This is a genomic window from Agrobacterium tumefaciens, from assembly GCF_017726655.1.
Classification (GTDB): domain Bacteria; phylum Pseudomonadota; class Alphaproteobacteria; order Rhizobiales; family Rhizobiaceae; genus Agrobacterium; species Agrobacterium tumefaciens_B.
Window position 1 is genome coordinate 2,597,763 of record NZ_CP072308.1, and the last position, 24,316, is coordinate 2,622,078.

The 24,316-nt window shown below is 59.9% G+C and carries 25 protein-coding genes and 1 pseudogene; 12 read left to right on the forward strand and 14 right to left on the reverse strand.

The window, feature by feature from the left end:
- Positions 1-28: 28 nt before the first annotated feature.
- Together AT6N2_RS12695 and AT6N2_RS12700 are read right to left on the reverse strand one after the other, a co-directional pair.
- Positions 29-1,270, reverse strand: coding sequence for a hypothetical protein (locus AT6N2_RS12695; protein ID WP_209087245.1), 1,242 nt, complete (start codon positions 1,268-1,270; stop codon positions 29-31).
- Positions 1,271-1,546: 276 nt separating this feature from the next.
- Positions 1,547-2,143: a DUF1134 domain-containing protein gene (locus AT6N2_RS12700; RefSeq protein ID WP_209087247.1), complete on the reverse strand. Its 597-nt coding sequence runs from the start codon at positions 2,141-2,143 to the stop codon at positions 1,547-1,549.
- Between the two features lie 251 nt (positions 2,144-2,394).
- On the opposite strand from AT6N2_RS12700, the gene chpT reads away from it, so the two are divergent.
- Entirely contained in the window at positions 2,395-3,042 is a 648-nt protein-coding gene (gene chpT / locus AT6N2_RS12705; protein ID WP_144577052.1) for a histidine phosphotransferase ChpT, read from the forward strand.
- Positions 3,043-3,127: 85 nt separating this feature from the next.
- Entirely contained in the window at positions 3,128-3,658 is a 531-nt protein-coding gene (locus tag AT6N2_RS12710; protein ID WP_209087249.1) for a GNAT family N-acetyltransferase, read from the forward strand.
- Positions 3,659-3,675: 17 nt separating this feature from the next.
- On the opposite strand, the pseudogene AT6N2_RS12715 reads toward AT6N2_RS12710, so the two are convergent.
- Both AT6N2_RS12715 and ctrA read right to left on the reverse strand, forming a co-directional pair.
- A pseudogene (locus tag AT6N2_RS12715) lies at positions 3,676-4,184 on the reverse strand (GNAT family N-acetyltransferase).
- 80 nt (positions 4,185-4,264) lie between these two features.
- Complete coding sequence (gene ctrA / locus AT6N2_RS12720) at positions 4,265-4,969, reverse strand: response regulator transcription factor CtrA (protein ID WP_003522926.1); 705 nt, start codon at positions 4,967-4,969, stop codon at positions 4,265-4,267.
- 479 nt (positions 4,970-5,448) lie between these two features.
- On the opposite strand from ctrA, the gene AT6N2_RS12725 reads away from it, so the two are divergent.
- Complete coding sequence (locus AT6N2_RS12725) at positions 5,449-5,799, forward strand: flagellar export protein FliJ (RefSeq protein WP_003491821.1); 351 nt, start codon at positions 5,449-5,451, stop codon at positions 5,797-5,799.
- 282 nt (positions 5,800-6,081) lie between these two features.
- On the forward strand, positions 6,082-6,285 hold the full coding sequence (locus AT6N2_RS12730) for a DUF1059 domain-containing protein (RefSeq protein WP_063948217.1): 204 nt from the start codon (positions 6,082-6,084) through the stop codon (positions 6,283-6,285).
- Positions 6,286-6,523: 238 nt separating this feature from the next.
- On the opposite strand, the gene AT6N2_RS12735 is transcribed toward AT6N2_RS12730, so the two are convergent.
- From AT6N2_RS12735 to cysQ, 4 genes are all read right to left on the reverse strand, one after another.
- Positions 6,524-6,805, reverse strand: a complete 282-nt coding sequence (locus AT6N2_RS12735; protein WP_209087251.1) for a GNAT family N-acetyltransferase — start codon at positions 6,803-6,805, stop codon at positions 6,524-6,526.
- 222 nt (positions 6,806-7,027) lie between these two features.
- Positions 7,028-7,303 (reverse strand): DUF1153 domain-containing protein, encoded by a 276-nt coding sequence (locus AT6N2_RS12740; RefSeq protein ID WP_003491799.1) that lies wholly within the window; start codon positions 7,301-7,303, stop codon positions 7,028-7,030.
- A gap of 191 nt (positions 7,304-7,494) precedes the next feature.
- A complete protein-coding gene (locus AT6N2_RS12745) occupies positions 7,495-8,535 on the reverse strand; it encodes a DUF2793 domain-containing protein (protein WP_209087253.1) in 1,041 nt (346 codons plus the stop codon).
- Positions 8,536-8,699: 164 nt separating this feature from the next.
- Positions 8,700-9,491: a 3'(2'),5'-bisphosphate nucleotidase CysQ gene (cysQ, locus tag AT6N2_RS12750; protein WP_209089696.1), complete on the reverse strand. Its 792-nt coding sequence runs from the start codon at positions 9,489-9,491 to the stop codon at positions 8,700-8,702.
- A 330-nt stretch (positions 9,492-9,821) separates the two neighbouring features.
- Between cysQ and AT6N2_RS12755 the strand changes: the two genes are divergently transcribed.
- The 7 genes from AT6N2_RS12755 to AT6N2_RS12785 all read left to right on the forward strand — a co-directional run bounded on the left by AT6N2_RS12755 (position 9,822) and on the right by AT6N2_RS12785 (position 16,335).
- Positions 9,822-10,724, forward strand: coding sequence for a branched-chain amino acid ABC transporter permease (locus AT6N2_RS12755; protein ID WP_063948220.1), 903 nt, complete (start codon positions 9,822-9,824; stop codon positions 10,722-10,724).
- 49 nt (positions 10,725-10,773) lie between these two features.
- Positions 10,774-12,126 carry a high-affinity branched-chain amino acid ABC transporter permease LivM gene (gene livM, locus AT6N2_RS12760; RefSeq protein WP_425292741.1) on the forward strand — a complete coding sequence of 451 codons (1,353 nt, stop codon included), beginning with the start codon at positions 10,774-10,776 and terminating at the stop codon, positions 12,124-12,126.
- Complete coding sequence (locus AT6N2_RS12765; RefSeq protein WP_144577058.1) at positions 12,126-13,004, forward strand: ABC transporter ATP-binding protein; 879 nt, start codon at positions 12,126-12,128, stop codon at positions 13,002-13,004. Before livM ends, AT6N2_RS12765 begins: the two co-directional genes overlap by 1 nt.
- Complete coding sequence (locus tag AT6N2_RS12770; RefSeq protein ID WP_063948223.1) at positions 13,004-13,732, forward strand: ABC transporter ATP-binding protein; 729 nt, start codon at positions 13,004-13,006, stop codon at positions 13,730-13,732. The genes AT6N2_RS12765 and AT6N2_RS12770 overlap by 1 nt, the downstream gene beginning before the upstream one ends.
- Before the next feature lie 167 nt (positions 13,733-13,899).
- Entirely contained in the window at positions 13,900-14,253 is a 354-nt protein-coding gene (locus tag AT6N2_RS12775; protein ID WP_063948224.1) for a DUF6867 family protein, read from the forward strand.
- A gap of 120 nt (positions 14,254-14,373) precedes the next feature.
- The gene (locus AT6N2_RS12780; protein ID WP_063948225.1) at positions 14,374-15,492 is read left to right on the forward strand and encodes a branched-chain amino acid ABC transporter substrate-binding protein; all 1,119 of its coding nucleotides are present in this window, start codon (positions 14,374-14,376) and stop codon (positions 15,490-15,492) included.
- Between the two features lie 126 nt (positions 15,493-15,618).
- Positions 15,619-16,335: a polysaccharide deacetylase family protein gene (locus AT6N2_RS12785; protein WP_209087257.1), complete on the forward strand. Its 717-nt coding sequence runs from the start codon at positions 15,619-15,621 to the stop codon at positions 16,333-16,335.
- A gap of 11 nt (positions 16,336-16,346) precedes the next feature.
- Here the strand turns inward: AT6N2_RS12785 and AT6N2_RS12790 are convergent, their stop codons facing one another.
- The 6 genes from AT6N2_RS12790 to AT6N2_RS12815 form a co-directional block, all read right to left on the reverse strand.
- The gene (locus AT6N2_RS12790) at positions 16,347-16,871 is read right to left on the reverse strand and encodes an AAA family ATPase (RefSeq protein WP_209087258.1); all 525 of its coding nucleotides are present in this window, start codon (positions 16,869-16,871) and stop codon (positions 16,347-16,349) included.
- A 278-nt stretch (positions 16,872-17,149) separates the two neighbouring features.
- Positions 17,150-18,076: a response regulator gene (locus AT6N2_RS12795; protein ID WP_209087260.1), complete on the reverse strand. Its 927-nt coding sequence runs from the start codon at positions 18,074-18,076 to the stop codon at positions 17,150-17,152.
- Positions 18,073-21,468, reverse strand: a complete 3,396-nt coding sequence (locus AT6N2_RS12800; RefSeq protein ID WP_209087262.1) for a hybrid sensor histidine kinase/response regulator — start codon at positions 21,466-21,468, stop codon at positions 18,073-18,075. Before AT6N2_RS12800 ends, AT6N2_RS12795 begins: the two co-directional genes overlap by 4 nt.
- A 31-nt stretch (positions 21,469-21,499) precedes the next feature.
- Positions 21,500-22,270: an SDR family oxidoreductase gene (locus tag AT6N2_RS12805; RefSeq protein WP_063948230.1), complete on the reverse strand. Its 771-nt coding sequence runs from the start codon at positions 22,268-22,270 to the stop codon at positions 21,500-21,502.
- A 157-nt stretch (positions 22,271-22,427) separates the two neighbouring features.
- Positions 22,428-23,462, reverse strand: a complete 1,035-nt coding sequence (locus tag AT6N2_RS12810) for a glutamine synthetase beta-grasp domain-containing protein (protein WP_004443330.1) — start codon at positions 23,460-23,462, stop codon at positions 22,428-22,430.
- Between the two features lie 10 nt (positions 23,463-23,472).
- Positions 23,473-23,877, reverse strand: a complete 405-nt coding sequence (locus tag AT6N2_RS12815) for a hypothetical protein (protein ID WP_155737494.1) — start codon at positions 23,875-23,877, stop codon at positions 23,473-23,475.
- A 66-nt stretch (positions 23,878-23,943) separates the two neighbouring features.
- Here AT6N2_RS12815 and AT6N2_RS12820 point away from each other — a divergent pair, with 66 nt between their 5' ends.
- The gene (locus tag AT6N2_RS12820; RefSeq protein ID WP_172801588.1) at positions 23,944-24,150 is read left to right on the forward strand and encodes a DUF2735 domain-containing protein; all 207 of its coding nucleotides are present in this window, start codon (positions 23,944-23,946) and stop codon (positions 24,148-24,150) included.
- Positions 24,151-24,316 lie beyond the last annotated feature (166 nt).

Here is a 24,316-nt window from a genome sequence, read left to right on the forward strand (position 1 = left end):
TCAGAGCCGCTTTAGCACTTCGGTGAACCTAGCGTTTCCGCTTCTCCATAACCACCTTAGCCCGCGTCGCAAGGCTTTCACGCCCCGACGAATCTGACGCCTTGGCGAGGAGCCCCGGAATGGGTGATGCCTCGCCCTCCCGCGCTGCTGTCAACGCGATCATCTCGGCTGCGATCCGTGCGATTTCGCGGCGGATGGGCTCGTCGTTGCCGGTGCCGCGCACGTTCAGCAGGCGTTCGGTGAGAGCGGTGCCCTGATTGCGGATATCCTCGATTTCCTGTTCCAGACCTTCAGGCGCCGACGCGTCCGGCTCTGCGCTGGGCTCCTCCGGCGGGGAGGCGGGGGCGGCATCCTCCGGGGCTGCCGTCTGTGGCACCTCCCTCTCGATGGCCGGTGCGGTTTCGAGCGTGGCGGCTGGGGCAGTTGCTGCGGGTTGCGGCTGCTCAACCGGCTTTTCAGCGGGATTCGGCAGGCGAATGATCATGTCGTTGCTGCGGCCGCCGGTTGCCGCCAGTTGTTCTTTCAGCCGCGCGACTTCCTGGTTGCGCAGGGTCAGCATCGTGTCGAGGTCGGCGTTTTTGGCGATGGTGCTCGCCAGCTGTTCCTCCAGCCTTGTTACCTTGCGGCTTTCGCGGGCAACGGCCTCCATCGCTTCCCGGTTGCGGCTGGCGATATCCTGAAGTTCTCGGGTGACGGTCTCGCCTTCCTTACGGAAGCGTGTGGCGCTTTGCTTGGCCTGTTCGGCTTCAAGATCGCGGGTGGCGGCGAGGATTTTCGAATCATCCAGCTCGCGCGTCAGGTTGGTGAGGCGCGCGGTGAGGTCGGCCATCTGGTTCGCGCGCTCGTTGGCGGCCTGCTCCTGTTGCGAGAGCGCGGCCTGGATCGTGGAGGCGCGGTCTTCGGCGGCGTCGAGTGCTGCGCGCAATTCGCCGATTTCCAGCGTCAGTTCCTCGATTTTCAGCGACAGGCTACGGTTTTGTTCGCCCAACCGATAGGCATCGCTGGAGGCGGCTTCGTTGGCGAGGCGCAGCGATGTGTTCTTTTCCCGCTCCGTTTCCAGCTCCTGGCGCACCTTGGCGTTTTCGGCGGCATAGAGTGCACGGGCCATGTCCTTCTGGGCGCGCACTTCCTGCGGGCTGATGGGCATCGTGGCGTGGATGCGCTTTTCCGTATAGGCGACGATCCGCCGGTGGATCGCAGGTGCGATCAACAGAGCCAGCAGGGTTGCGGTAAGAAAACCCAGTCCGAAAAGAATGGCATATTCGATCACGCTTTACAGTCTCCGAAACTCAGATACGCGCGCATTCGGAAAGAGGGGCGCGAAAACACGTTACGCTATTATTGCAACCGTGGGGAGGGGTTTCCCTTCGGCAATTCATGGGCGGGACCTTGCAACTTGTTTCTTCTCCCCGAGAGGGGAAAGTCCGCGTCAGCGGGATGCGGGGTCAAGGATTATGAGATACGGCAAGGTTGCCCCCTCATCCGACCCTTCGGGCCACCTTCTCCCCGGCGGGGAGAAAAAAGCTGCCGCAATAGTCTTGTCTTATCAGAACGGGTTCCAGGTCGGCTGCTGGGTGAGCTTCAGGTAACCGACGTTAATGCCGAGGCGCGCGCCGATGCCGGTGCGGATGGGCGCCAGCGTCACGTCGCTGCTTTTCAGATAGGTCATGCCGACGCCGGCGACGATGAAGGCGGAGCCACTGACGCCGCCATAACGGCGATAAAGCGAATCGACGGAGGGCAGATTATAGACCAGCATCATGGCGCGGGTGCCCTGTCCGCCATAATCAAGCCCGAGCGACGGTCCTTGCCAGAAGACGGGGTGTTGGCCGGCATTCTTGGTGTAGAGCGTGCCTTCGCCGTAGGTGAGGCCGGCTACGAAGGCGCCGGAGCCTTCCTGGCCGAGAATGTAGCCGTTCGGAAGGCCATATTGCTGGAAGGCCCGCTCCACCACCTTGGCAAGGCCGCCTGTGGTTTCACCGAAGAATCCGTGGCCTGCATCCACGACTTCCTGGAAAGTATACTGATCGCTGTTCTGGGCCGCCGCCGGCGCAACCCACATCAACAGGCTCGCAAGGAGCGCAACAATCTTTCCCAGTCCGAGGCGTGCAATGGTGCGGGTTTTCGTAAGGCGCATCGTCATGTCCGTCCGTCTGTTTCGTTGGCGCATCAGCCCAAAAATCCGAATCGATTTTCGAAAGGGCAGCCGCGCAGAGTCAAAGTTCTACAGCATGTTTCGTGCATTCTTGCGGATACACGGGGCTCCAGTGTGGCCTGTTAAGGCATTTGGCATTTTGAAACCATCCTATTAACAATCGGTTTACCAAATATGGTGTCATTATGGCTTAACAATTTCCACACCGTCCGCGCCTCCCTTGCGCAGGAGAGAATTTTATGACCAGCAAACTCAATATCACGCTGTCCGGTCCCGATCTGGCGGCCCTTTTGTGCAGCCGTGTGTGCCATGACGTGATATCCCCTGTCGGCGCGATCAATAACGGCCTCGAACTTCTGGACGAGGGCGGCACGGATGACGACGCCCTCGACCTCATCCGCACGTCCGCCCTTAACGCATCCGTGCGGCTTAAGTTCGCCCGCCTTGCATTCGGCGCTTCCGGTTCCGCCGGCGCGTCGATCGATACCGGCGAGGCCGAAAAGGCTGCGCAGGATTTCGCCGCCGCCGAAAAGAAGGCGGAGGTCAGCTGGAACGGTCCGCGCGCCATCGTTGCGAAGAATCGTGTCAAACTTCTGCTCAACCTTTTCCTCGTCGCTTACGGCGCGATCCCGCGCGGCGGTAATGTGGATGTGCTGCTGGAAAATCCCGATGGCGACGCCAGGTTCGAGATCACCGTCAAGGGCCGGATGATGCGCGTGCCGGCGAAGTTCGTGGAAATTTACGAGGGCCGGCTGGAAGAGGCGGTCGACGCCCATTCCGTGCAGCCATACTACACGCTGCTTCTGGCTGAAGAGGCCAACATGGAGGTGGACTACAAGGTGCATGACGATCGCATTGTCTTCACGGCGAAGTCGATCACGGCGTGATCGTTTCGGTGCGAGCGTGACGTTATCAGGGGGTCGGGCCGGCTTTGCCAGTGCCCGGCCTTTTCGTTTGAGAGGAGGAGATTTCTTGATCCGCATCGAAACCCCGCGTCTCTGTCTTCGGCCGCATGCCATCGAGGATGAGGGGCGCTATTGCGCGTTCTGGAGCGCTGCCATCCAGCCGATCCCCGGCGTGAGTTCGATCGCGCCGCTCGATCCGGAGCTCGCCTTCGCACGGCTTCTGCGCTTCATTGGCCACTGGTCCGTCTTCGGCTTCGGCCCCTTCGTGGTGGAGGAAACCGCCACGGGGCGGATCGTCGGCGAGGTCGGTCTCGCCAACATGCGCCGCGGCCACGGTGCGGATTTCGATACCGCGCCGGAGGCCATGTGGAAGATCGACAGGGATCTGACGGGCAAGGGCGTCGCCAGCGAGGCGGTGCAGGCCGCCCTTGGCTGGTTCGACGCGCAGCGCATATCGAACAGGATCGTGTGCATGATCGATCCGCTCAACACGCCCTCCCTCGCAATCGCCACCCGCTTCGGCTTCCTGCCTTTGCGGGATACGACGTTCCGGGAATGCCCGGTGCGGTTGTTTGAGCGGGTTGTTCAGACCCGCTGATTCGCATCAATCAGGCCCTATTGCCCCCCCAAATGTCGATAAACGAGATCGGACGGTAGTGGGCGCGGCGCCATAGGGTCCAGCATCCCGCCTATACGCTCCGCAACGGCGGCGGATTGGCGGTTGGATGCGCTGACGTAGCTGACGAGGGTTGGAAGCTTGAGGGTGTTGAAGGCCCAGTCGCGCAGCGCCGTTGCGGCTTCTGCCGCATAACCCTTCCCTTCATGGCCGTCGTAAAGCAGCCAGCCCAGTTCCTTCTCGGGTAGAGGGGACCATGATTGATGCCGACCTGACCGATGCATTCTCCACCCTCGGCGAGATCGATCATCAGCGCGCCGTGACCGAAGAACGACCATAATGCCCTGTCCTGACAAAACATCGCCCACGCGGCAGGAAGATCATGCGGTCCGCTAACGCCGATGGCGCGCGGTGAGGCCATGAAATCGCGATAGGCCGGAAAATCCGCCAGGGCAAGCGGGCGCAATATCAGACGGCTGGTCCTGAGGGTGGGAATAGGGTCGTTCATGGTTCGGCCTGATTGGAAATGGCAACAAAAAACCCGCTGTCGCCAGCGGGTCTTTTAAAACTGTCCTGTTCCGAAACGGATCAGGCGGTTTCGAGGAATTCCGTGGCGCCGTCCGGCTCGCGCAGCACATAGCCTCGGCCCCAGACGGTTTCGATGTAGTTGGCGCCGCCGGCGGCGTTCGCGAGCTTCTTGCGCAGCTTGCAGATGAAGACGTCGATGATCTTCAGTTCCGGCTCATCCATGCCACCGTAGAGGTGGTTCAGGAACATTTCCTTGGTCAGCGTCGTGCCCTTGCGCAGCGAAAGCAGCTCGAGCATCTGATATTCCTTGCCGGTCAGGTGAACGCGCTGGCCACCCACTTCAACCGTCTTGGCGTCGAGATTGACGATGAGTTCGCCGGTGGCGATGACCGATTGCGCATGGCCCTTGGAACGGCGGACGATGGCGTGAATGCGGGCAACAAGCTCGTCCTTGTGGAACGGCTTCGTCATGTAATCGTCGGCGCCGAAGCCGAGACCGCGAACCTTGTCCTCAATGCCGGCCATGCCGGACAGGATGAGGATCGGTGTCTTGACCTTGGAGAGGCGAAGCGTTCTCAGCACCTCGTAGCCCGACATGTCAGGCAGGTTGAGGTCGAGAAGAATAATGTCGTAATCGTAGAGCTTGCCCAGATCCACGCCTTCCTCACCGAGGTCGGTCGTGTAAACGTTAAAGCTTTCCGACTTAAGCATCAGTTCAATGCTCTGCGCTGTCGCGCTGTCGTCTTCAATCAGTAGAACCCGCATAATTATCCCCTTTGCCGCCCGCGAACCGGTAAGTCATTGCCTCGCGCGATGCGGATCCAGACGTTGCCTGATTTGCAGGCTGCCACCAAATGGTTAACAAATTCTAATTGCCTTTGGCAAGGTGTATCGAATTTATTAAGCAAGCTAGGCATTTTGCTGTTTTTGCACGTGAATCCACAATCGCCAAAATTGAAGCTTAACGTGAGGATTTCCCGCTAAGTGATTCAATCGACTCTCACATCGTCTGGCCCGTTTTTTTGGACCTGGCATTTACCGACCCTTAAATGATCGTCGTTATCATTAACGATGCCCGTAAACGAAAGGTTAACAACGGCGGTTTTTTATTAACGTCGGGTAACTTTTGGGAATCATTCCGGCACAGGGAGTAACCCTTGCGGAAAACGGGCGGGTTAAACGGGCCGATCAGGCTGGCATAGTGCCATTTTGATCCGGGTCTCGCTATCCATGGAGTATTGCGTATGAAGTCGCGTGACAGCCTGGTTCGCCTGAAGGAATTTCAGGTCAATGAAAAACGCAGGCAGCTTAACCAGCTGCAGCAGATGATGTCCGAATTCGAGCGGATGGCCAAGGAACTGGTGCATCAGATTTCTCTGGAAGAGAGCAAGTCGGGAATTACCGATCCGACACATTTCGCCTATCCGACCTTCGCCAAGGCCGCGCGCCAGCGAGCGGATAATCTTCAGGTCTCCATCCGGGAGTTGAAGGCTCAGCAGGAGGCGGCGGAAGCGTCGCTGGAAGAGGTGCAGGCCGAATATGAAAAGGCCGCGGCACTGGAAAACCGCGACGGAGCAATTCGCGCGCGCGCCTGACCAGGGCGTAAATCGGACGAATGATCGTCCTCATTGACGGCTGCCGGTGGATCAGGAGGCAGCTTTCAATGACGGGACGGCTTGCATTTTTTTGGAAGGTCGCTCCTCAAGGGCGGCCTTTTGTTTTGCTGCTTGCCCGCGCGCCACGACCGGGCGGCGGCCCCGATTTCGATTGTTCGGACATGAAGAAGGGCGTATTTTACAGGGGTTCCGACCGTGAGCCGGAGGCTTTTACGCGCACGCACCCGTGCGGGTGCGGGCGGCCATTGCAGGGAGGAAAAAATGGCCCGCCAATATATCGATTGCCGCGAATTTCCCAGTGACAGCAGATGCACCGTTGCCATTTCGGCCGATTCCCAGGAGGAGCTGATGGAGGCGGCCGTGCAGCATGCCGTGGCGGTGCATGGGGCGAAGGATACGCCCGAATTTCGGGAAGAAGTCCGCCGGAGCATGCATGCCGGGACCCCACCGTTGAAGGTGGCGTGAAACGCATTAAGAAATGGCGCGATATTTGGAACGGTTGTGAGGGATGAAGCTTAAGCCGCTTGTTTCTTCTCCCCGGCGGGGAGAAGTCCGCGGCAGCGGGATGAGGGGGCAAGCTCTCGGTCTATCTCTACCGTTGCCCCCTCATCCGACCCTTCGGGCCACCTTCTCCCCGGCGGGGAGAAGAAATACGCCGCGGCGCTTGCGACTATTCTGCCCTCAGACAGAGGATAAGCCGCCCTTACCCCTGGATAACATCGGCCCAATCAGCGTGGCGCAGGGTCTGGGCCTTGAAGAACGGGCAGAGCGGGATGATCTTCCAGCCGCCCTTGCGGGCCTCATCGATGGCGTGGGCGGCGAGCGCCTGGCCGACGCCTTTGCCGCGCAGGGCATCGGGCACGCCGGTGTGGTCGATGATAACGAGGGTGGGGGAGGTGCGCGAATAAGTCATTTCCGCCGTATGGCCGTCGACGGTTGCGAGATATTCGCCGCGCGATCCTTTTTCGGTCGTCTTGATATCCATGATCTTTGCCTTGCCCTTACTTGTTCGTGTCCCCACTGTAACGGCTTGCGGCCGAATTGAAACAGCGGGAAAAGCGAACGCAGTGGACGTGCTCCGGTGAACAATCACCGGGGTCGCCATGGGGAACTGCGGCCGGAGAGGATAGGAAACCGAAAGCCCCGTCGTTCAGACGACGGGGTATCGTTAACGTTCGATCTGGGGCGCTGCGAGGCGCCGTTGCCGTTAGTGGCGATATTGCTGAATGCGCGTGGTGCGCAGGCCGGCAAGGCCATGATCGGCAATCGAGGACTGCCAGGACAGGAATTCTTCAACGGTGAGCGTATAACGCTCGCAGGCCTCTTCGAGGCTCAACAGTCCACCGCGCACGGCGGCAACAACCTCTGCCTTTCTGCGAATGACCCAACGGCGGGTATTGGCAGGCGGAAGATCCGCAATCGTCAGGGGGCTGCCATCGGGGCCGATGACATATTTAACTCGTGGGCGTATCATTTCGGTCATTGGACACTCTATACAAACTCAAGACCATATGACGGGAACTTTAGCCCCGTACCTTTAAAAATTGCCTAAGCAGGTCGTGACAATTTATTAAGAATTTGAACGGTTTCGCCTGATTTGTTCGAGTCGCCTTATTTTGCCGGGCAAAAATTTCTGCAAAAAACGCGTTTTTTCTCGCTCAGGGGTTGCCGCGGTCACAGCGCCGCAAGTGAAAGGCTGGTTTTTCCGCTGCCCTGGGCGAATTCCGCCGTTCCCTCGTGCTGCAGCCGCAGGCGGTCGCCGGCATTGAGGGCGAGGATGGATATTGCCGACTGCTGTGTGCCGACGGCGGATGCGTTGCCGGCGACGCTGAAGCCCGTGGCCAAGCCATTGCTGAGAAGTGTGACCCGGTGGCCGGAAGATGCTGCCACGGCAAGCGTGAGGGCAACGAGATAAAGCCCCTTTGCCGGGATGAGCAGTTCGCGCCCGCCCGTCTCCACCGCGTCACCCAGGGCAAAGCCACCCTCGGAGATAGTCAGCAGGGAGAAGCCCGCCGTCGATCCACTGGCGGGTTTCGTCGTGCCGGCCGGCAGCCCTGCCACGGCAAGCGCGCGGTTTGGCAATGACACCCGACCGTCGCCGCTGCACAGCAGCGCCGTGTACCAGTTCGCGCCATCGGGGCTTGTCTTGATCGAAAAGCCGTCATGGCCGGCAAGCCCCATTTCTGCCCGGCCGCTCCAGCCGGTCTGGAACAGGAGAGAGGCCGTATCGGTTTTGGCCGCCTTGTTGATGGTCATGCGGTGGCTGCCATCCTGCTCCGCATGGCTGAAGAGGCTGGCGGGTGAGGAGAGCGTCAGGCGGTTGGTCGTGTTCGGCTCCGTGCCGATGCCAAGCCGGTCCATCCGGCCTGCGGCGGGCAGAGGAAGGTCGCGCCAGTTCTTGTCCTGAAGCACGCGATATTTGCCATCGCTCGCAAACCACGCCGTCCAGCCCGGTTGTGGGGTTATGAACAGCCATGCGCCATCCTGCCGGATTGCGAGTTTTCTCGCCTTGCCCGCGAGGTCGCCCGTGGCATTCGAGGCAAGGAGGAAGCAGTCACCCTCGGCGGGGTTTTCGGGAAGGGTCGAAAGGACGGCCTTCACGACCAGTTGCACGACGGCGTCCAGCTTTTGCAGCGCCTCGTTGTGGGTGACGTGTTTCTGTGCCTGCGAGGGGAGGATGTAGGGAAGGGAAAGTCTCGTCGTCTGTTCCGTCATGGCGTCGGCTCCGCGTTCGTGGTGTCGCGGGTATTGTGACGTGGTGGCGCGGGGCGGGGATGAAAATATTTTTGTCGGGTTGGTGTGTGCCGCTTACCCCCCTCGGCCCTGCCGCGCAGAGAGGATGAGCGGCATACGCCAACCAAACTTGCCGGTAGCGGGAATTACCCCGCGTGTCCCACCGCCGCCATCGCACCTTCGGCAATGAAATCCGGATTGGCGAGCGCGTCCTCGCCGTCGCCCCGGACCTTGTAGGTCAGCAGGTGCCCGTCGCAATCCAGCGTGCGGCCACCAGCGGCGCGCAGCACGGCGTCGCCTGCGGCCGTGTCCCACATCATGGTGCGGCTGAAGCGGGGGTAGATATCGGCGGCGCCCTCGGCGAGCATGCAGAATTTCAGCGACGAGCCGACCGAAATGCAGTCCTTCAGGCCGTGCTCTGCGACAAAGGCCTCCGTCTTTGCGGTGCAATGCGAGCGGCTGATCAGCGCCACAGGCGACGCGCCGCGTTGGCGGGCCCGGATCGTCTCGCGCGCGAGGATCGCGCCCTCGCTGGAAATGGTGAGCTTTTCGGCAGCCTCGTCCATGCCGGTCCATGCCTGCCCACGGCAGGGTGCATAAACGACACCGGCCACCGGAGCGCCATTTCGGATGAGCGCGATGTTGACGGTGAAGTCGTCCTTGCCGGATATGAACTCCTTCGTGCCGTCCAGCGGATCGACAAGGAAAAACTCCACGCCGGTCTCCGGCAGGATACCGCTTGAGACGGCCTCTTCGGCCACCACGGGGATCTGCGGAAAATGGAGGGCGAGGGCTTCCAGGATGATGGTCTCGGCGCGCTGGTCCGCCTCGGTGACGGGAGAGCAGTCGTCCTTGTAGGAAACATGCGGCCCGGCGCGGTGCACCGCCATGATCGCCTGGCCCGCGTCCAGCGCCGCTGTCGTCAATATGTCGATCATCTCTGCCGTCACCATCCCACCTGGGGATTTCATCTTCTCCATCTTCGCTACTCTTTTGTGTGCGACGCGTCAAATGACGGTCCGAACAAAGCTTATATAGGGAGAATAAAGCCATTTTTTCAGCAAACCCTGCTGAAATCCTAGCATTGTTGTCAGCGAAAAGGGCAGCTTGTGTGGAAATTCCAAATTTTGTGCAGGATCGCCCAATTTTGACTTCACATTTTTAGCGAACACGATATGCATTTCGACGGTGGGGATCTGTCTGACAGGGCACCCTATAACGAACATAACGAGGCGTGGTCCATTCGAGGCCGTGCCCGGGGGAAAAACATGGAGTATTTTATCCAGCAGCTCATAAACGGGCTGACTCTTGGATCGATCTACGGCCTTATCGCAATTGGCTATACGATGGTCTACGGCATCATCGGCATGATTAACTTCGCCCATGGCGACATCTTCATGCTCGGCGGTTTTGCCGCGCTGATCGTTTTTTTGATCGTGACAACCTTTGTCGCCGGCATTCCGGTGGCGCTTCTTCTGCTTTTGATGATGGTCGTCGCCATGCTGATGACCGGCCTGTGGAACTGGGTTATCGAGCGCGTTGCCTATCGTCCGCTCAGAGGCTCGTTCCGCCTCGCGCCGCTGATCACGGCGATCGGCATGTCGATTGCGCTGTCCAACTTCATTCAGGTCACGCAGGGCCCGCGCAACAAGCCGATCCCCTCCATGGTGACGGACAGCTACCATTTCGGCGCCATAACCGTGTCGCTGAAGCAGTTGATCATCATGGTCGTCACCTCGGTGCTGCTTTTTGCCTTCTGGTATATCGTCAACAAGACGCCGCTTGGCCGCGCCCAGCGCGCCACCGAACAGGATCGCAAGATGGCGGCCCTGTTGGGTGTGGATGTCGACAAGACGATTTCCATCACCTTCATCATGGGTGCGGCGCTCGCTTCCGTCGCCGGCACGATGTATCTGATGTATTACGGCGTTGCCTCGTTCAACGATGGCTTCATTCCGGGCGTCAAGGCCTTCACCGCGGCCGTTCTCGGCGGTATCGGCTCGCTGCCGGGCGCCGTTCTCGGTGGTCTGCTGATCGGCCTCATCGAGTCGCTCTGGTCTGCCTATTTCTCCATTGCCTATAAGGACGTTGCGGCGTTCGGCATTCTGGCATTCGTGCTGATCTTCAAGCCGACCGGTATTCTCGGTCGTCCGGAAGTCGAGAAGGTTTGATATCATGGCCAATATCGCTTCCGAAAATAACGCTTCCGGCCAGAGCCTGATGGCGACAGCCGTCAAGGAAGGCATCATTGCGGGCGTCGTCTCGCTTGGCATGTTCATTCTGTATGTCGGCATCGTCACCTATCAGGACATCAACAACCAGCTGATCTGGGGAACGCGCTGGGGTCTTCTGTCGATCTTCGTCGCCGTTGCCGCCATCGGCCGTTTCCTCATGGTCGGTTTCATCAAGCCGTCCATCGATCGTCGCAAGCTGGCCAAGGCCAAGAGCGGCGTGCTGGAAATATCCGAAGAGAAGGGCTTCTTCCACAAGCACTTCCTCAAGATCGCGCTTGTGCTGCTGCTTCTCTACCCTGTTATCGCCGTGCAGCTTTTCGGTTTTCAGGGTTCGCTGAAGTTCGTCGACAATTTCGGCATCCAGATCCTCATTTATGTGATGCTGGCCTGGGGCTTGAACATCGTCGTCGGTCTCGCCGGCCTTCTCGACCTGGGTTACGTGGCTTTCTATGCCGTCGGCGCCTATTCCTATGCGCTGCTGTCGAGCCATCTCGGCCTGTCCTTCTGGGTGCTTCTGCCGGTTGCCGGCATTCTGGCGGCCTTCTGGGGCATCATCCTCGGTTTTCCGGTGCTGCGCCTGCGCGGTGACTATCTGGCGATCGTGACGCTTGCCTTCGGCGAAATCATCCGCCTCGTGCTGCTCAACTGGACGGATGTCACCAAGGGCACGTTCGGTATTTCCGGTATCGCCAAGGCCTCGATCTTCGGCATCTGGTCCTTCGATGTCGGCGCCCCGAACAACTTCGCCAAGGCCTTCGGCCTTTCGATGTCCTCGGCCTATTACAAGATCTTCCTGTTTTACGTGATCCTGCTGCTCTGCATGCTGACGGCCTATGTCACCATCAAGCTGCGCCGCATGCCGATCGGGCGTGCCTGGGAAGCGCTGCGTGAGGATGAGATCGCCTGCCGCTCGCTCGGCATCGATACCGTCATCACCAAGCTCACCGCCTTTGCGACGGGCGCGATGTTCGGCGGCTTTGCCGGTTCGTTCTTCGCCGCGCGTCAGGGTTTCGTGTCGCCGGAAAGCTTCGTCTTCCTGGAATCGGCCGTTATTCTCGCGATCGTCGTTCTCGGCGGCATGGGTTCGCTGACGGGTATCGCGATTGCGGCGCTCGTCATGGTCGGCGGCACGGAACTGCTGCGTGAAATGGAGTTCCTGAAGCATGTCTTCGGACCGGATTTCACACCGGAACTCTATCGCATGCTGCTCTTCGGACTTGCCATGGTCATCGTCATGCTGTTCAAGCCGCGCGGCTTCGTCGGATCGCGTGAACCGACTGCCTTCCTCAAGGAGCGAAAGGCCGTCTCCGGCAGCTTTACCAAGGAAGGTCACGGTTGATGGCCTCCGGAACGACAACAATGGCACCCAATGTAACTGGCGATACGATCCTCAAGGTCGAGCATCTCTCCATGAAGTTCGGTGGTCTGATGGCCATCAACGACTTCTCCTTCGAGGCACGGCGTGGCGAGATCACGGCGCTGATCGGCCCCAACGGTGCGGGAAAGACCACGGTCTTCAACTGCATCACCGGCTTTTACAAGCCGACGATGGGCATGATCACCATGCGCAGGCAAGATGGCGAGACGCATCTTCTGGAGCGTCTGGCGGATTTCGAAATTACCAAAAAGGCGAAGGTGGCCCGCACCTTCCAGAACATCCGGCTGTTTTCGGGTCTTACCGTTCTGGAAAACCTGCTGGTGGCGCAGCACAATGCGCTGATGAAAGCCTCGGGCTATACGATCCTCGGCCTTCTCGGCCTGCCCGCCTACAAGCGGGCGGTCGCAAGTTCGATCGAGAAAGCCAAGTATTGGCTGGACAAGGCAGATCTGACCGATCGTGCCGACGACCCTGCCGGCGATCTGCCTTACGGCGCCCAGCGTCGTCTGGAAATCGCCCGCGCCATGTGCACGGGGCCGGAACTCCTGTGCCTCGACGAGCCCGCCGCCGGCCTCAACCCGAAGGAGTCGCTGGCGCTCAACACGCTTCTGCGCGGTATCCGGGATGAGGGGACGTCGCTTCTGCTCATCGAACACGACATGTCGGTGGTCATGGAAATCTCCGACCATGTGGTGGTTCTCGAATATGGCCAGAAGATTTCCGACGGCACGCCGGACCATGTGAAGAACGACCCGAAGGTCATCGCCGCCTATCTGGGTGTCGAAGATGATGAAGTGGAAGACGTGATTGCGGAAGAACTCGACGGAGGAGCGGCCTGATGTCCGGTGAACCGCTTCTGAAAGTCCAGGGTGTCGAAACCTATTACGGCAATATCCGTGCGCTCGCGGGTGTGGATGTCGAGGTCAAGAAAGGTGAGATCGTCAGCCTGATCGGTGCCAACGGCGCCGGCAAATCGACGCTGATGATGACCATCTGCGGCAGTCCGCAGGCGCGGGCCGGCCAGGTGATCTTCGACGGTGAAGACATCACCCAGCTGCCGACCCATCTCATCGCGCGCAAGCGCATTGCCCAGTCACCGGAAGGCCGGCGGATTTTCCCGCGCATGACCGTGCTGGAAAACCTGCAGATGGGCGCCAATCTCGATAACCTGAAATATTTCAAGGAAGACGTCGAGAAGATCTTCGAGATGTTTCCGCGCCTTAAGGAGCGCCAGAGCCAGCGCGGCGGCACGCTTTCGGGTGGTGAGCAGCAGATGCTGTCCATCGGCCGTGCGCTGATGTCGCGTCCGAAGCTCCTGCTTCTCGACGAGCCATCGCTCGGTCTTGCGCCCTTGATCGTCAAGGGGATCTTTGAGGCGATCAAGAAGCTGAACCAGGAAGAGGGCTTGACCGTCTTCCTCGTGGAGCAGAACGCCTTTGCGGCGCTGAAGCTTTCCGACCGCGCCTATGTGATGGTGAACGGCAAGGTGACGATGAGCGGAACGGGCAAGGAATTGCTCGCCGACCCGCAGGTTCGCGCAGCCTATCTCGAAGGCGGGCGGCACTGAAAGATTTTACTTGCGCCAGACGTTTTGCGGCGCAAGATTACGAACAGCGACCCGCCGCAGCCTTGGCGCCAGGCGGCGGGTGGCAAACAATAAAAGCCGGCCGGCAAACGGCGGGATGACAAACAAGGCGGGGCGAGGGTGTTACACCCGGCCTGATGGGGAAAGAAATGCAGGGCCTATTTTTCGAAACGGATAACGGCGTGCGCTATGTCTTGCGCGCATTGGTTGTTCTCTTGGGTTTCTGGACGGCATGGCGCACGGGCAAATCCGTCGCCGATGGCTGGGGCGAATATCCGCGTGTGGTCATCTACACGCTGGCTCTGGGGTTGGTGATGCGCTTCCTGCATTTCGCCCTGTTCAATGGGCCGTTCATCAACGGCTTCTATTACGTGCTTGACGTCGTTCTACTTCTGGTCTTTTCCAGCATCGGTTTCCGCATGCGCCGGACAAGCCAGATGGTCAATAACTATTATTGGCTCTACGATCGGACGTCGTCATTTTCCTATAAAAAGAAGAATTGACAGCCGGGTTCTTCCGGCGTCACTAATACTCGTCAGAGTGGAACGGTTTCCTGTTCAGTGAAGGTGGGTACTGAACGGGTCTTTGCAATCAACCCCATCCAAGGAACTGGGAGTAAAGTAATGAAGAAGTCTCTTCTTTCCGCTGTTGCGCTGACCGCCATGGTCGCGTTCAGCGGTTCGGCCTTCGCCGATGTTGTGATCGCCGTCGGCGGCCCGCTGACTGGACCGAACGCTGCTTTCGGCGCTCAGCTTCAGAAGGGTGCCGAGCAGGCTGCAAAAGACATCAATGCCGCTGGCGGCATCAATGGCGAGCAGATCAAGATCGTGCTGGGCGACGACGTATCCGACCCCAAGCAGGGTATTTCGGTTGCCAATAAATTCGTTGCCGACGGCGTGAAGTTCGTTATCGGTCACTTCAACTCCGGCGTTTCCATTCCGGCGTCTGAAGTTTATGCCGAAAACGGCATTCTCGAAATCACGCCTGCTGCAACCAACCCTGTTTTCACCGAACGCGGCCTGTGGAACACCTTCCGCACCTGCGGCCGTGACGACCAGCAGGGCGGCATTGCCGGCAAGTATCTGGCCGACCACTTCAAGGACGCCAAGATCGCCATCATCCACGACAAGACCCCCTATGGTCAGGGCCTTGCCGACGAAACCAAGAAGGCTGCAAATGCCGCTGGCGTCACCGAAGCCATGTATGAAGGCGTCAACGTCGGCGACAAGGACTTCTCGGCGCTGATCTCCAAGATGAAGGAAGCCGGCGTTTCCATCATCTACTGGGGCGGTCTGCACACAGAAGCCGGTCTGATCATCCGTCAGGCGGCTGACCAGGGCCTTAAGGCAAAGCTGATCTCGGGTGACGGTATCGTCTCCAACGAACTCGCTTCCATCGCCGGCGACGCTGTCGAAGGCACGCTGAATACCTTCGGCCCTGATCCGACGCTGCGCCCGGAAAACAAGGAACTTGTCGAGAAGTTCAAGGCTGCCGGCTTCAACCCGGAAGCCTACACGCTCTACTCCTACGCAGCTATGCAGACGATTGCAGAAGCCGCAAAGGCCGCCGGTTCCGTGGAGCCTGAAAAGGTTGCCGAAGCGCTGAAGAAGGGCACGTTCCCGACAGCACTTGGCGATATTTCCTTCGACGAAAAGGGCGACCCAAAGCTTCCGGGCTACGTCATGTACGAATGGAAGAAGGGTCCGGACGGCAAGTTCACCTACATCCAGCAGGGCAGCTAAGCCTCTCTGTGACACCCAATCGAAGCCCGGCAGCAATGCCGGGCTTTTCTTTTGGGCGACGGCGGCCACACTGGAGACATGAAGGCAGGAGACAAAGCCTCCCGCAAACCGCAATGAGGGGTGGCAATGACGACGAAACGGATCGTGTCTCTACTTCTTGGTCTTGCCATGCTGGCGGCGGTGCTCGGCGGTGGGCATCTCTTCAGCAAATCCCGGACGACGCAATTGTTCGGCGAAATCATTGCAAGGGTCGAGACGCCGAAGCCGGTGGTGGCCCTGACATTCGATGACGGGCCCTCGGTGCGCTTCACGCCTGAGGTCCTGACGATCCTGAGGGAACGCGGCGTGAAAGCGACCTTTTTCCTGACGGGCAAGGAAACCGAGGAAAATCTGCCGCAGGCTCGGATGATCGTCAGTGACGGCCATCAGATTGGAAACCACAGCTATACGCATTCCAACATGGCCTTGATGGGACCGGCGCGGGTAGGAGACGAGATCGAGCGCACGGATGCCGCCATTCGGGCCGCGGACTACGAGGGCGAGATCATGTTCCGCCCGCCCTATGGCAAGAAGTTGTTCGCCTTGCCGTTGTATCTTTCCCGGCATGAGCGGAAAACAATCATGTGGGATGTCGAGCCGGAATCCTATCCAGATATAGCCGAGGATGCAGCCACACTGGCGAAGCACGTCATCGAGCACACGAAAAACGGCTCGATCATCATCATGCATGTCATGTATCGCAGCCGCGAGGCCTCACGGCAGGCCTTGCCGCTGATCATCGATGGATTACGTCAACGCGGGTTCGAGTTTGTGACCGTGTCGCAACTGGTGGAAAATCGCTAAGATCGCTGCGATCAGTCCAGCCGCTCCAAAATGAAGTCGGCACGCTCGTCGACGCCTGTTTTCGGAAGGACGACGGTCTCATAGTCAAGGGCTTGAAAATCCCTGACGAGACGATCGTATTCGGCCACGGCCGAGGCGAAATCATGCCGACGCTCCGTGTCTGCCTGATAGATTTCCGGCCAGGGCGGGGTAAGGAAGACCAGCCTGTTATAGCGATGTTCGCGGCGCAGCGTTTCGATGAAGGGGTCACCGCTGACCTCGCGTAACGCCGAGGCGGCGTCAATCAGGCCGCGATCGAAGAAGACGGTGCCGTGTTCTGGCGCTTTCTGCCGGTCTTCGAGCGCTACGGCGATGGCCCTGCGTGCAAAGGCTTCGAGGTTTATCCAAGGCAGTGCGGTGCCACCGGTGCGGGTTTCTTCGATGACGATACGGCGGCCGGGTTCCTCCATTGTGGCGTAACCGCGCCGGGCAAGTTCTGCAAGAAGCGTGGATTTTCCCCCGCCGGAGCAACCGGAGAGAATGATGAAACGGTCCATGGGCGTGCGTTCCTGTGTTGGGTTCAGGGCAGGGGTGGTGATTTTTTTTGGAAGGGGGGCGCCGCGCGTTTCTTCTCCCCGCCGGGGAGAAGGTGGCCCGAAGGGCCGGATGAGGGGGCAAGCTCTCGGTATTATCGCTATCCTCGCCCCCTCATCCCGCTGCCGCGGACTTCTCCCCGGCGGGAGAAGAAACAAGGGGTCACCGCTCGTTCAACAAGCAGGATTTGCGTATTCGAGCGGGAATGTGTCGGAAGATATTACCATAATACGGCGAGTCGTCACCCCTGATGCAGAATATGGGCCGCCTTGACCGCGGCAGAGGCACGGTTTTCCACGCCGAGCTTTACGTAGATCTGTTCGAGATGCTTGTTCACCGTCCGGGCGGACAGGCCGAGAATATCGCCGATATCGCGGTTGGACTTGCCCTTGGCGATCCACAACAACACTTCCGATTCCCGCGTGGTCAGCGCGAAATGCTCTTTCAGAAGGTGGTCGTCAGACTTCTCGTTGGCGGCGGTCAGGCGAAACAGATGCTCATCCGGACCCATGGCGCCAAGGAAGGAAAGCTGCAGGGCGGGGCGTCCGGCCTGGGTGATCGTCAGCGGTGCATCGCGGCCGGTCTCCGATGCTGCCCTTTCGCCGATCCAGCGGCCGATATGGCTGACGACGATGTCCATGCCGTCATCCCGCCCGGTCGCAGCATTAACGAGCCGCGTCGCCTGCGGGGTGGACCAGTGGATGGCCCCATTTGCGCGCACGGCGAGCAGATGGCGTCCGGCGGCATCAAGCGCGACCCGGGCGCTTTGCGCCGAGCGGGCATTGGAAAGATGGACGCGGATGCGGGCGCGCAGCTCGTCGATATTGATCGGTTTCGTCAGATAATCGACACCGCCGGAGTCCAGCGCCCGCACGACATGTTCGGTCTCCGTCAGGCCGGTCATGAAGATAACAGGCACCTGCGCCACCGCCGCATTGGCCTTGAGGCGTCGGCAGGTCTCGAAACCGTCCATGGTGGGCATGACGGCATCGAGCAGGATGATATCGGGCGTGATGCGCTCGGCGATGTTCAATGCAGCCTGCCCAGATGTGGCGATGAGGGCCGAGAAGCCGGATTGCTCCAGCGCATCGGTCAGGAAGCCCAGCGCTTCCGGGCTGTCATCCACCAGCAATACAATATCTCTCGGGGCCGCCGCCTGAGCGCTCATGCCTTGAGGTCTCCCCTGTCACTGTCTTCGAACCGCTTGAGAAAATGCGCGTAGCCGGCCAGATCGAAAGCCTGCACATAGGCGCCGAGCTCCTGCGTGAAGGGCAGGTTTTCCGTGTTGCGGGCGAGATCGGCGAGTTTCGCTTCGATGCCGCGTATGTAGCCTATTTCGCCAAGCCTCTGCAAATCCTGGATGTGGATGGCGCCCGGATTGACGATCTCGGCAGGGGGCTGCGGTAGCGGGGCGGGCGGCAGATCGGTATCGTAAATCCATGTCAGCCCGAGATGCACGGCAAGCCTGTCGCAGAGATGGCGGATATCGACGGGCTTGGCGATGGCGTCGTTGTGATTGTCATCGCCGGCGCCCGCGACAGCGCCGTCGCCGATATTGGCCGAGAGCATGATGAGCGGGGCCGTCTGACCGGCCTCGCGCAGCTTCGTCACCAGCTGCCAGCCGGTCATGCCGGGCATGGAAATATCGATGAGGAAGAGATCGGGCTTCACCCCTTCGATGAGAGTGAGGCATTCGGGGCCGGATTGCGCCGTCAACACCACGAAATCGAGCGGCGAGAGGACCTGCCGCATCAGCTCGCGGTGATCCTCGTTGTCATCCACCACGACAATGGTGCGGCGTGGACCGGAATAGGAGCGGATCGTTTTTTCCGGCGCCGGCGCCGTGTTTGGCCGGTGGACGGCGGATAGCATGAGGCGCACACGGAAGGTGGAACCCTCGTCCTTTTCGCTGGAGACGGAAATTTCGCCGCCGAGCGTATTGGTCAGAAGCCGGGTGATGGTGAGGCCGAGGCCGAGGCCCGGCATGGGACGTACGCTCTCGGCCTCGCCACGCTGGAAGGGTTCGTAAATGCGGGCAAGGTCTTTTTCGGCAATGCCGCGGCCGGTATCGGACACGGTGAAGCTGGCCACCTGGCTGCGATAACCGACATCGAAGGTGACGGCGCCTTCGTCCGTGAATTTGATGGCGTTGGAAAGCAGGTTGACGAGGATCTGGCGCAGGCGCTTTTCATCGGTGCGCACATATTGCGGCAGAGCGGGCGAGCGGTCGTGGCGGAATTCCAGCCCCTTGGCCTGCGCCTGCGGGCGGAACATATCGACGATCTGGTCGAGGAAATCCTGGATATTGATCTCGTTGGAATAGACCTGCAGGCGGCCCGCCTCGATCTTGGAAATATCGAGAAGCCCGTCGATCAGTCCCGACAGGTGGTCGGCCGAGCGGCGGATGACCTTGATCGCCGATTGCCGGGGAGGGGGGATGGTCTCATCGCGTTCCAAAATCTGGGCGTAACCGAGAACGGCGTTGAGCGGCGTGCGCAGCTCGTGGCTGAGGCCGACGACATAACGGCTTTTGGCGCGGTTGGCGGCCTCAGCCGTTTCCTTGGCATCCTGAAGGGCGGCGTCGGTCTTCTTGTGGGCAGCGATTTCCTTCAAGAGCAGCGTGTTCTGGCGCGAGGATTCCTCTTCCGCCACCACCCGGCTGTCATGGGCAAGCACCAGGAACCAGCAGACAATGCCGGCAATGACGGCAAAGACGAAAAACACGATGAGGATGGTGCGGTTCACCACATCGGCGGTTTCCGGCGAGGCCGTGCCGACCTGATGCGCGATCATGGCCAATATGCCGCCGATGGCGGTGACGGCAATCGCCGCCGCCATGCCGTAGCGTCCTAGCCGGGTGGCGAGTTTTGCCACCAGCTGTCTCGGCAGGAAGGTCTTGGCGACGGTGGCGACCTGATAGTTCAGCTTTGCCTTCGGCTTGCACATGTCGTGGCAGCGGCTGTCCAGCGAACAGCAGAGCGAACAGATCGGCGCGGCATAGGCCGGACACCATGCCATGTCCTCCGGCTCGAAAGGGTGTTCGCAGATGGAGCAGGTGATGCTGCTTTCTGCGCGCCATTGCTGGCGTGGCTTGCGGGCAAGGTAGAATTTGCCCTTGGTGCCCCAGGCAATCAGCGGCGATGCGGTGAAGGCGACAATGAGGGTGAGATAGGGCGCGAGCGAGGCGGCGAGCGGGCCGAAAGTGCCGAAATGCGCCATCAGCGCAATGGTGGCGGAAAGCGCCATGGAGCCGACGCCAACGGGATTGATGTCATAGAGATGGGCACGCTTGAACTCGATTCCTGATGGGGCAAGGCCGAGCGGCTTGTTGATGAAGAGATCGGCCGAGATGGTGCAGAGCCACGCCATGGCGATGATGGAGAAGATGCCGAGCGTTTCCTCGAGCAGCCGGTAGATGCCAAGTTCCATCAACAGCAGCGCAATCGCCACATTGAACACCAGCCAGACGACGCGGCCGGGGTGGCTGTGGGTGAGGCGGGAAAAGAAATTCGACCAGGCGAGCGAGCCCGCATAGGCATTCATGACGTTGATCTTCAGCTGCGAGACGACCACGAAAGCGACCATCAGCAGCATGGCTGCCGTCTGATTGGGGATCATGTAACCGAAGGCGGTGAGATACATCTGCGCCGGGTCGGCGGCGCGATCCACCGAGACGCCGGAACTGAAGGTCAGCACGACGAGGAACGAACCGGCCAAGAGCTTCGGTACGCCAACGACGACCCAGCCTGCACCGGCCAGAAACACCGCGATGCGGTGGCGCAGGCGGCTCTGGCCCTCGGCTGGCAGGAAGCGCAGGAAGTCCACCTGTTCGCCGATCTGCGACATCAGCGCCAGAATGACCGCCGAGGCCGCGCCGAACTCCACGAGATTGAAATCCGCCACGGTGCCCGGCGGGCCGGATGCATGGTGGATACCGGCAAAAGCGCGCCACAGATCGTATTTCTCCCAGTCCATCAGGGCGATGAAGATGAAGGGCAGGATGTTGAGGACGATCCAGAAAGGCTGGGTGACGATCTGGAAACGGCTGATGAGCCGCACGCCATGGGTGACGAGTGGAATGACCATGACGGCGGAGATGATGTAGCCGATCCACAAGGGAATGCCGAGCGCAAGCTCCAGCGCGCCGGACATGATCGAGGCCTCGATCGCGAAGAGCATGAAGGTGAAGGCGGCGTAAATCAGCGAGGTGATGGTGGAGCCGATGTAACCAAAGCTTGCGCCGCGTGTCAGCAGATCGATATCGACGCCATGGCGGATGGCATAACGGCTGATCGGCAGGCCGACGGCCAACATGGCGACGGCAGCGACAAGGATGGCGTAAAAAGCGTTGGTGGTGCCGTAGGAGAGCGTGATGGCGCCGCCGATGGCTTCCAGCGCCAGAAAGGAAATCGCGCCGATGGCGGTGTGGGAAATGCGGTTGGAGGAAAATTGCCGGGCGCTCTTGGCGGTAAAGCGCAATGCATAATCTTCCAGCGTCTGGTTGGCGACCCAGCGGTTATATTCGCGCCTGACGGGGATGATGCGTTGACGTGCCGCCATGGCTATCGAGCGCCTTTCCGCAAGGGGCTTCTCACAGCCGCACCGACATGCCGCCATCCACCGTCAGCACATGGCCGTTGACGAAGGAGGCCGCGTCGCTGGCCAGAAACAGGGCCGCACCGGCAATCTCGTCCGGTCTGCCCCAGCGTTCCAGCGGCACGCGCAGCTTGGCGAAGGCCACCATCTCAGGATTTTCGGAAAGCGCGGCATTGGTTTCCGTCGCAAACATGCCCGGCGCAATGGCGTTGCTGGTGATGCCACGCGCGCCGTATTCCACGGCAATGGCGCGCATCAGCCCGGTCAGCCCCTGTTTGGCGACGGGGTAGATCGCATCGCCGGGTCGGACGATATGGCCGAGAATGGAGGTGATGGTGATGATGCGGCCATAGGCTTTTGCCGCCATGGCTTCCGCCGCATCCCGCGACAGGGAAATGGAGGAGGTGAGGTCGGTGCGGATCAATTCCAGCACGTCCTCATCGGTGAATTCGGCAAGCGGGCGGCGGTCGCGCGCGCCGACATTGTTGACGAGAATATCGAGGTGGCCGAGTTCGCTCATGATGCGGTGGACGAGCGCCGCCCCGGCTTTGGTATCGGCAATATCGAAGGCGGCATAATCCGCCTTGCCGCCTGCCTTGCGCAACGAGTCGACCGCCTGTTGCAGCGTCTCGGCATTGCGGCCGGTCAGCCAGACATGGGCGCCCGCTTCGGCAAAGGCCTTGGCGATTTCAAGACCCAGACCCCGGCCGCTGCCGGTGATGATGGCGCTGCGGTTTTCGAGAGAGAATTTCTGGAGAATGCCCATCGCTCACCTTCTTGCTTGACGTGCCGAAACTTCTTGGAGTTCGCGAAGGAAGAATATGCCGCGTTGGGCAGAGAGCGAAAGGTCGCCCGTCCGGCCCGACCGTTCGGTGGACAGAAAAATGGCGTCGCCCGGTTCGGGCGACGCCATCAGTTCGATATCAGGCAGCAGCCGACTTTGCGAGCGGCACTTCCGCGATCGTCTTCAGAACGACGGAAGCGATCTGATAGGGGCACCCTTGAGAGTTCGGACGACGGTCTTCGAGGTAACCCTTGTAACCGTTGTTGACGAAGGAGTGCGGAACGCGGATCGACGCGCCACGATCTGCCACGCCATAGGAGAACTTGTTCCACGGAGCGGTTTCGTGCTTGCCGGTCAGGCGCAGGTGGTTGTCCGGACCGTAAACGTCGATGTGCTCTTTCCAGTTCTTGGCAAAAGCAGCCATGAGGGCTTCGAAATAGTCCTTGCCGCCAACTTCACGCATGTACTTGGTGGAGAAGTTGCAGTGCATGCCCGAACCGTTCCAGTCGGTGTCGCCCAGCGGCTTGCAATGGAATTCGACGTCGATGCCATACTGTTCGCAAAGGCGCAGCAGCAGGTAACGAGCGATCCAGATCTGGTCGGCGGCGCGCTTGGAGCCCTTGCCGAAAATCTGGAATTCCCACTGGCCCTTGGCCACTTCGGCGTTGATACCTTCGTGGTTGATGCCGGCTTCGAGGCAGAGATCGAGGTGCTCTTCAACGATTTCGCGGGCAACCGAACCGACGTTCTTGAAGCCGACGCCGGTGTAGTAAGGACCCTGCGGAGCCGGGTAACCCTGTTCCGGGAAGCCGAGCGGGCGGCCGTCCTGGTAGAAGAAGTATTCCTGCTCGAAGCCGAACCATGCATCTTCGTCGTCGAGGATGGTTGCGCGGCTGTTCGACGGATGCGGAGTGACGCCATCGGGCATCATGACTTCGCACATGACGAGCGCGCCGTTGGAGCGGGCCGGATCCGGGTAGATCGCGACGGGCTTCAGCACGCAATCGGAGGAGTGGCCTTCGGCCTGCTGCGTGGAGGAGCCGTCAAAGCCCCAAAGCGGCAGCTGCTCGAGTGTCGGGAATTCATCGAATTCCTTGATCTGGGTCTTGCCGCGCAGGTTGGGGACCGGCTTGTATCCGTCCAGCCAGATGTACTCGAGTTTGAACTTAGTCATTACGAACCTCTCATAGGTAACAATGCGAAGCCTTGAGGCCTCCCGTGGCTTTCACCACCGGAAGCGCATTCGCTTTCAAGGGCTGACACGTTAGATGCATGCCGCGTGCCAGATTGGCGCTATCCGGCGATTTTTTCGAAAATTCTTTCAGCCGCATATTGGTCGGACAGGTGCCGGCTCCCTCATTCTTGCTTCTGTTGCGGCGCAGCACGACAAAACACCCCTCAAGTTTCATCATTGAATCCTGATAGATAGCGCACAGCACCGCGAGACGCGCCATGCTGTAATGCAGCAAATTCAATTGCGCGCGAGGGATTGGCATTTGCCCTAAAAACCAGCGCTTCCGGAATGGTTTTTCTTGTCGAAAGTGCGATTTATGCCTATATTTTTCGCAACGTGATTTTTTTTTAATCAAAGGGAGCGAATCCGGCTTTCACGGGTTTGACTTCATGACCAAGTGCTTCGATGCAAACAGAGTGAGATGACCGAAATGGCGACTGGCTTTCATCGTGAGACGGCAACGATCTACCAATTCCCTGTTGGCGGGCGGACTGGCGTGTCCAAGTTCCGTCCTGATGGTTTGAGCGACCTCGAACGCGAGGCAAGACAACCTCATGTGGATTTTGGCTCCTGGTATCATGACGAGGCGATCCGGGACGAAGAAAGCGACCGCAAGCCGCATTCTTGATGTGAGACAGTGCCGCGAATTTCTTCTCTCCGAGGGGGAGAAGGTAGCCCGAAGGGTCGGATGAGGGGCAAGCTCTCCGTATATATTGACGCTCGCCCCCTCATCCCGCTGCCGCGGACTTCTCCCCGGCGGGGAGAAGAAACAAGCTGAGGCGTCTCGCTCTGCA

Coding starts and splice junctions, on each gene's coding strand:
- AT6N2_RS12700 (WP_209087247.1), bottom strand. CDS start 2,143: ATGACGATGCGCCTTACGAAAACCCGCACCATTGCACGCCTCGGACTG.
- chpT (WP_144577052.1), top strand. CDS start 2,395: ATGACCAGCAAACTCAATATCACGCTGTCCGGTCCCGATCTGGCGGCC.
- ctrA (WP_003522926.1), bottom strand. CDS start 4,969: ATGCGGGTTCTACTGATTGAAGACGACAGCGCGACAGCGCAGAGCATT.
- AT6N2_RS12725 (WP_003491821.1), top strand. CDS start 5,449: ATGAAGTCGCGTGACAGCCTGGTTCGCCTGAAGGAATTTCAGGTCAAT.
- AT6N2_RS12730 (WP_063948217.1), top strand. CDS start 6,082: ATGGCCCGCCAATATATCGATTGCCGCGAATTTCCCAGTGACAGCAGA.
- AT6N2_RS12735 (WP_209087251.1), bottom strand. CDS start 6,805: ATGGATATCAAGACGACCGAAAAAGGATCGCGCGGCGAATATCTCGCA.
- AT6N2_RS12740 (WP_003491799.1), bottom strand. CDS start 7,303: ATGACCGAAATGATACGCCCACGAGTTAAATATGTCATCGGCCCCGAT.
- AT6N2_RS12745 (WP_209087253.1), bottom strand. CDS start 8,535: ATGACGGAACAGACGACGAGACTTTCCCTTCCCTACATCCTCCCCTCG.
- cysQ (WP_209089696.1), bottom strand. CDS start 9,491: ATGATCGACATATTGACGACAGCGGCGCTGGACGCGGGCCAGGCGATC.
- AT6N2_RS12755 (WP_063948220.1), top strand. CDS start 9,822: ATGGAGTATTTTATCCAGCAGCTCATAAACGGGCTGACTCTTGGATCG.
- livM (WP_425292741.1), top strand. CDS start 10,774: ATGGCGACAGCCGTCAAGGAAGGCATCATTGCGGGCGTCGTCTCGCTT.
- AT6N2_RS12765 (WP_144577058.1), top strand. CDS start 12,126: ATGGCCTCCGGAACGACAACAATGGCACCCAATGTAACTGGCGATACG.
- AT6N2_RS12770 (WP_063948223.1), top strand. CDS start 13,004: ATGTCCGGTGAACCGCTTCTGAAAGTCCAGGGTGTCGAAACCTATTAC.
- AT6N2_RS12775 (WP_063948224.1), top strand. CDS start 13,900: ATGCAGGGCCTATTTTTCGAAACGGATAACGGCGTGCGCTATGTCTTG.
- AT6N2_RS12780 (WP_063948225.1), top strand. CDS start 14,374: ATGAAGAAGTCTCTTCTTTCCGCTGTTGCGCTGACCGCCATGGTCGCG.
- AT6N2_RS12785 (WP_209087257.1), top strand. CDS start 15,619: ATGACGACGAAACGGATCGTGTCTCTACTTCTTGGTCTTGCCATGCTG.
- AT6N2_RS12790 (WP_209087258.1), bottom strand. CDS start 16,871: ATGGACCGTTTCATCATTCTCTCCGGTTGCTCCGGCGGGGGAAAATCC.
- AT6N2_RS12795 (WP_209087260.1), bottom strand. CDS start 18,076: ATGAGCGCTCAGGCGGCGGCCCCGAGAGATATTGTATTGCTGGTGGAT.
- AT6N2_RS12800 (WP_209087262.1), bottom strand. CDS start 21,468: ATGGCGGCACGTCAACGCATCATCCCCGTCAGGCGCGAATATAACCGC.
- AT6N2_RS12805 (WP_063948230.1), bottom strand. CDS start 22,270: ATGGGCATTCTCCAGAAATTCTCTCTCGAAAACCGCAGCGCCATCATC.
- AT6N2_RS12810 (WP_004443330.1), bottom strand. CDS start 23,462: ATGACTAAGTTCAAACTCGAGTACATCTGGCTGGACGGATACAAGCCG.
- AT6N2_RS12820 (WP_172801588.1), top strand. CDS start 23,944: ATGACCGAAATGGCGACTGGCTTTCATCGTGAGACGGCAACGATCTAC.